The following is a 6,298-nucleotide window of genomic DNA, read 5'->3' on the forward strand; positions in this document are numbered from 1 at the left end:
TCGTCTGCCCGTGTCCACCGCGCGACAGGATCCGCTCCGCGCCGTGCCAGGCAGCGAACCGCCGGTGCCGCAGCGCCTCCGGGCTCTCGCGGTCGGCGCCGTCTGCCCCGCCGCTCCGGGACCTCCCCTTCGACTTCCTCGCCTCGCTCATGGCTCGATCATCGCGCACCCGCCCCGCCCCTCCCAGCCCTGTGGATAACTCCGCGGCGCACCCGTCGGGGCGGCCCTCAGCGGCCTGTGGACAGGCAGCCGGCCCCCGGAAACACTCGCGTAGCATGGCGGGGATACGTCCGGTACCCCTGGCGGACTGGAACGGAAGGCCGTCCCCGTGAACGCATCACATTCCCCAGAGCCGAAGGACCGCCCCGCGGACCGTCCCGCCCGGCTCACCGTCGGCGTCCTCGGAGCGGGCCGCGTCGGCCCCGCGCTCGCCGCCGCCCTGCAACTGGCCGGACACCGCCCGGTGGCTGTCTCCGCGGTGTCCGACGCCTCCGTGCGCCGGGCCGCCGCCCTGCTCCCGGACGTGCCGATCGTGGAGCCCGCCCAGGTCATGGAGGCCGCCGAGCTGGTGCTCCTGACCGTGCCCGACGACACCCTGCCCGGCCTGGTGGAAGGCCTCGCCGAGACCGGAGCCGTACGCCCCGGGCAGCTGCTCGTGCACACCTCCGGGCGCTACGGCGCGCGCGTACTCGACTCCGCGCTGCGCGCCGGCGCCCTGCCGCTCGCCCTCCACCCCGTCATGACCTTCACCGGCACGCCCGTCGACGTCCAGCGCCTCGCGGGCTGCTCCTTCGGCGTCACGGCCCCCGAGGAGCTGCGGCTGGCCGCGCAGGCGCTGGTGATCGAGATGGGCGGCGAGCCCGAGTGGATCGCGGAGGAGAACCGCCCGCTCTACCACGCGGCCCTCGCCCTGGGCGCGAACCATCTGGTCACGCTCGTGACCCAGGCCATGGAGCTGCTGCGCGCCGCGGGCGTCGAGGCCCCCGACCGGATGCTCGGCCCGCTCCTGGGTGCGGCCCTCGACAACAGCCTGCGCTCCGGCGACGCGGCCCTCACCGGTCCGGTCGCGCGGGGCGACGCGGGTACGGTCGCGGCCCACGTCGCCGAACTGCGCGAGCACGCCCCGCAGACGGTCGCCGGCTATCTGGCGATGGCCCGCGCGACCGCCGACCGCGCGCTCGCCCACGGGATGCTGAAGCCGGAGCTGGCGGAGGACCTCCTTGAGGTCCTGGCGGACGGGGGACGGCCGTGACGAGCACCCGACTGGCCCGCACCGCCGCCGAGTTGGCCGCCCTGCCCCGCCAGGGCAGGCGCGCCGTCGTGATGACGATGGGCGCCCTCCACGAAGGCCATGCCACTCTCATCAGGGAGGCCCGGAGCCTGGCCGGAGAGGCCGGGCAGGTCGTGGTCACCGTCTTCGTCAACCCGCTCCAGTTCGGCGCGGGCGAGGACCTCGACCGCTATCCCCGCACCCTGGACGCCGACCTGCTCATCGCCGAAAAGGCGGGCGCGGACGCGGTGTTCGCTCCCGCCGCGGACGAGGTCTACCCCGGCGGCGAGCCCCAGGTCCGCATCGCCGCGGGCCCGATGGGCGAGCGCCTCGAAGGCGCCTCCCGGCCCGGCCACTTCGACGGCGTACTGACCGTCGTCGCCAAACTGCTGCACCTCACACGGCCCGACATCGCGCTGTACGGGCAGAAGGACGCGCAGCAACTCGCCCTGATCACCCGCATGGTGCGCGACCTGAACTTCCCCGTCGAGATCGTCGGCGTCCCGACCGTAAGGGAGCGGGACGGACTCGCCCTCTCCAGCCGCAACCGCTACCTCTCCGCGCCGGAGCGCACCACGGCACTCGCCCTGTCACGCGCCCTGTTCGCGGGCCGAGACGCCCTCCCCAAGGGCCCGGACGCCGTACGAGAGGCCGCGCGGCAGGCCCTGGAGGAGGCCGCCGGGCTCCAACCGCCGCTGGTTTCGGACTACTTGGCGCTGGTCGACCCGTCCGACTTCACCGAAGCCCCGCCGGACTTCCGAGGCGAGGCCGTCCTCGCCGTCGCCGCCGAGGTCGGCGCCACCCGCCTGATCGACAACGTCCGCCTGCACTTCGGAGCCGCCAGATGACCGCCGTCGGCATAACCAGGGAGCCCGCCGCGGTGGGCAGGCCCCTAAGGCCCGGCGAAACCGGCCTCCTCCTGGGGCAGGGCGAGCACCGGGCCCTCACCCTCCACGCCCCCGCCCCCGGCTGGGCCATCGAGGCCGACGTGGTCGTCGTCGGCTCAGGCGTCGCCGGGCTGACCGCCGCGCTGTGCTGCGCGGCGGCCGGCCGCCGGACCGTGGTCGTCACCAAGGCCCGGCTCGACGACGGCTCCACCCGCTGGGCGCAGGGCGGCATCGCCGCAGCGCTCGGCGAGGGCGACACCCCCCAGCAGCACCTGGACGACACGCTCGTCGCGGGCGCCGGGCTGTGCGACGAGGAGGCGGTGCGCGTCCTGGTCACCGAGGGCCCCGGCGCCGTACGCCGACTCATCGGCATCGGCGCCGAGTTCGACACCTCGGCCGAGACCGGCGAGATCGAGCTGACCCGCGAGGGCGGCCACCGCCGCCGCCGCATCGCGCACGCGGGCGGCGACGCGACCGGCGCGGAGATCTCCCGCGCGCTCGTGGCGGCCGTACGGGCCCAGGCCATCGAGACCGTGGAGAACGCGCTCGTCCTCGACCTGCTGACCGACGCCGAGGGCCGCACCGCCGGCGTCACCCTGCACGTCATGGGCGAGGGCCGGCGCGACGGCGTCGGCGCCGTGCACGCCCCCGCCGTGGTGCTGGCCACCGGCGGCATGGGCCAGGTCTTCTCCGCCACGACCAACCCGGCCGTCTCCACAGGAGACGGCGTCGCCCTCGCCCTGCGTGCCGGGGCCGAGGTGAGCGACCTGGAGTTCGTCCAGTTCCACCCCACCGTGCTGTTCCTGGGCCGGGAGGCCGAGGGGCAGCAGCCCCTGGTCTCGGAGGCCGTGCGCGGCGAGGGCGCGCACCTGGTCGACGCCGACGGGGTCCGCTTCATGCGGGGCCGGCACGAACTGGCCGAGCTGGCGCCCCGGGACATCGTCGCCAAGGGCATCGTGCGGCGCATGCGGGAGCTCGGCGCCGAGCACATGTACCTGGACGCCCGCCACTTCGGCGCCGAGATGTGGGCCGCCCGCTTCCCCACCATCCTCGCCGCCTGCCGCGCCCACGGCATCGACCCGGTCACCGAGCCGATCCCGGTCGCCCCGGCCGCCCACTACGCCTCCGGCGGCGTCCGCACCGACTTGTCGGGCCGTACGACCGTGCCGGGCCTCTACGCCTGCGGCGAGGTCGCCTGCACCGGCGTGCACGGCGCGAACCGGCTGGCCTCCAACTCCCTCCTGGAAGGGCTGGTGTTCGCCGAGCGCATCGCCGCGGACATCACGGCCCGGCCTCCCGGCCGCCGCGTCCCCGTCCCGCACCCCACGGCCCGGACCCCGCTCCAGGCCCCCGAGACCCGGTACGTGATCCAGCGGACCATGACCACGGGCGCCGGGGTGCTGCGCAGCGCCGAGAGCCTGTCCGCCGCCGCCGTCGCCCTGGAGGCCCTGCACACCGAGGCGTCGGCGGCCCTGGACAGGGACGGCAAGACCGCCGAACCCTGCGTCGAGACCTGGGAGGCCACCAACCTCCTGCTGGTCTCCCGCACGCTGGTCGCCATGGCACGCGCGCGTGAGGAGACCCGCGGCTGCCACTGGCGTGAGGACCGGCCGGAGCGGGACGACGAGCACGGGCGCCACCATCTCGTCGTACGCCTGCTGCCGGACCGCTCGCTCGCCACGAGCGGCACCGCCACGGCACAGTTCCCGCCCGTAAGGGCCGCGGACGCCGCACCCACCACCCACCCTGAAGGGGACACCCGTGAACACGCCTGATCGTCCACAGCCTGTGGAACTCACCCTGCTCCCCCTGGCCATGCCGGCCACGGGCGGCTGCGGCGACGCGTGCGGCTGCGGCGCGGGCGACGACGAGGAGTACGGCGTCGACCCGCTGGAGTGCGGTCTCGACCCGGATCTCGCCGCGCTGCTCACGGCCGCGGGCCTGGACCCCGTCCAGGTCGAGGACATCGCGCACCTCGCCGTCGAGGAGGACCTCGACCACGGCGTGGACGTGACCACGGTCGCCACCATCCCCGAAGACGCCGTCGCCACCGCCGACTTCACCGCCCGCGAGGCCGGTACGGTCGCGGGCCTGCGCGTCGCCGAGGCGGTCCTCTCGGTCGTGTGCACCGACGATTTCGAGGTCGAGCGGCACGTCGAGGACGGCGAGCGCGTCCAGGCCGGCCAGCGGCTGCTCAGCATCCGCACCCGCACCCGCGACCTGCTCACCGGCGAGCGCAGCGCCCTCAACCTGCTGTGCCGGCTCTCCGGCATCGCCACCGCCACGCGCGCGTGGGCCGACGCCCTGGAGGGCACGGGCGCGGCCGTCCGCGACACCCGCAAGACCACGCCCGGGCTGCGCTCCCTGGAGAAGTACGCGGTGCGCTGCGGCGGCGGCGTCAACCACCGCATGTCGCTGTCCGACGCCGCGCTCATCAAGGACAACCACGTCGTCGCGGCGGGCGGCGTCGCGGCCGCCTTCAAGGCCGTACGGACCGAGTTCCCGGACGTGCCCGTCGAGGTCGAGGTGGACCGGCTGGACCAGATCGAGCCCGTCCTGGAGCAGGGCGCGGACCTGATCCTGCTGGACAACTTCACGCCGGAGCGGACCCGCGAGGCCGTCGCCCTGGTCGCGGGCCGCGCCCGCCTGGAGTCCTCGGGCCGCCTCACCCTGGACAACGCGCGCGGGTACGCGGAGGCCGGAGTCGACTACCTCGCCGTCGGCGCGCTCACCCACTCCTCGCCGATCCTCGACATCGGCCTCGACCTGCGCGAGGACGGCTGACCATGCTGCTCACCATCGACGTGGGCAACACCCACACCGTCCTCGGCCTGTTCGACGGCGAGGAGATCGTCGAGCACTGGCGGATCTCCACCGACGCCCGCCGCACCGCCGACGAACTCGCCGTCCTCCTCCAGGGGTTGATGGGCATGCATCCGCTCCTCGGAGAGGAGCTGGGCGACGGCATCGACGGCATCTCCATCTGCTCCACCGTCCCCTCGGTGCTGCACGAGCTGCGCGACGTCACCCGCCGCTACTACGGCGACGTGCCCGCCGTCCTGGTGGAGCCCGGCGTCAAGACGGGCGTCCCGGTGCTCACGGACAACCCGAAGGAGGTCGGCGCCGACCGCATCATCAACGCCCTGGCCGCCGTCGAGCTCTACGGCGGCCCCTGCATCGTCGTCGACTTCGGCACGGCCACGACCTTCGACGCGGTCTCGGCGCGCGGCGAGTACGTGGGCGGTGCGATCGCCCCCGGAATCGAGATCTCCGTGGACGCCCTCGGCGTACGCGGCGCCCAGCTGCGCAAGATCGAACTGGCCCGCCCGCGCAGCGTGATCGGCAAGAACACCGTCGAGGCCATGCAGTCCGGCATCCTCTACGGCTTCGCCGGCCAGGTCGACAGCGTGGTCGAGCGCATGGCACGCGAGCTGGCCGACGACCCGGTCGAGGTCACCGTGATCGCCACCGGCGGCCTGGCCACGATGGTGCTGGGCGAGTCCTCGGTCATCGACGAGCACGAGCCCTGGCTGACCCTGATCGGCCTCCGCCTGGTCTACGAGCGGAACGTCGCCCGCGGGTAGCACGCGCGCGTGGAGGGGTGCCGCGGGGTGAGGTCTTGGACGGGTGCCGCGGGGTGAGGGCCCGTACGGCTGTCCGGCTCACCGACACCCCCAGATCTGTCCGCTAAGAGAAATTTGTCCGCTTAGCACTTAAAGTCGGTTCATGCCCACGCCATACGGTTCCCGCGGCGCCATGGCGTTCAGCGCCGATGAGCTGCGCGTCCTGCGCCGCGCCCTCGCCATCGCCCTGCAGCCATCCCCTCTGCCCCTCGGGGCGGACCGGGAGATGGAGGTCCAAGAGCTGTTCCGGCTCGCCGAAGCCGTGGAGGAGGCGGTCCGGGAAGGCGGCAGACTCCGCGCCTTCCTCCTGGACGACCTCGCCCGCTACCGCGCCGCCCTCCCCGGCGCGGCCCTCGGCTACCTGGAGCGGCTCAAGGACGTCCTGTCCGCCGGTTACGCCCCCGCCGCGGCCGACCTGGCCGCGCTCCGCTCCCTGTGCGCCGCCAGACCGGGCGCCTCGAACGGTGCGAAGGCCGGCGCCGAGACCAACACGGAGCCCGGCGCCGGCCTTCGCACCG

At 74.4% G+C, this 6,298-nt stretch carries 6 protein-coding genes; all 6 read left to right on the forward strand.

Going from position 1 to position 6,298, the window contains the following annotated elements:
- Nucleotides 1–328 precede the first annotated feature (328 nt).
- The gene (locus AOK16_RS13155) at nt 329–1,252 is read left to right on the forward strand and encodes a Rossmann-like and DUF2520 domain-containing protein (RefSeq protein ID WP_055472449.1); all 924 of its coding nucleotides are present in this window, start codon (nt 329–331) and stop codon (nt 1,250–1,252) included.
- On the forward strand, nt 1,249–2,118 hold the full coding sequence (panC, locus tag AOK16_RS13160) for a pantoate--beta-alanine ligase (protein WP_055472450.1): 870 nt from the start codon (nt 1,249–1,251) through the stop codon (nt 2,116–2,118). The genes AOK16_RS13155 and panC overlap by 4 nt, the downstream gene beginning before the upstream one ends.
- Nucleotides 2,115–3,932 carry an L-aspartate oxidase gene (locus AOK16_RS13165; RefSeq protein WP_079101327.1) on the forward strand — a complete coding sequence of 606 codons (1,818 nt, stop codon included), beginning with the start codon at nt 2,115–2,117 and terminating at the stop codon, nt 3,930–3,932. The genes panC and AOK16_RS13165 overlap by 4 nt, the downstream gene beginning before the upstream one ends.
- A gap of 40 nt (nt 3,933–3,972) precedes the next feature.
- Nucleotides 3,973–4,941 carry a carboxylating nicotinate-nucleotide diphosphorylase gene (nadC, locus tag AOK16_RS13170; RefSeq protein ID WP_079101328.1) on the forward strand — a complete coding sequence of 323 codons (969 nt, stop codon included), beginning with the start codon at nt 3,973–3,975 and terminating at the stop codon, nt 4,939–4,941.
- 2 nt (nt 4,942–4,943) lie between these two features.
- On the forward strand, nt 4,944–5,741 hold the full coding sequence (locus AOK16_RS13175) for a type III pantothenate kinase (protein WP_055472452.1): 798 nt from the start codon (nt 4,944–4,946) through the stop codon (nt 5,739–5,741).
- 142 nt (nt 5,742–5,883) lie between these two features.
- Nucleotides 5,884–6,298: hypothetical protein (locus AOK16_RS13180; protein ID WP_240483547.1), on the forward strand; the 415-nt coding region annotated here is incomplete at its 3' end.

Origin of the sequence: Streptomyces pathocidini (assembly GCF_001418495.1) — a bacterium.
GTDB classification, from domain to species: domain Bacteria; phylum Actinomycetota; class Actinomycetes; order Streptomycetales; family Streptomycetaceae; genus Streptomyces; species Streptomyces pathocidini.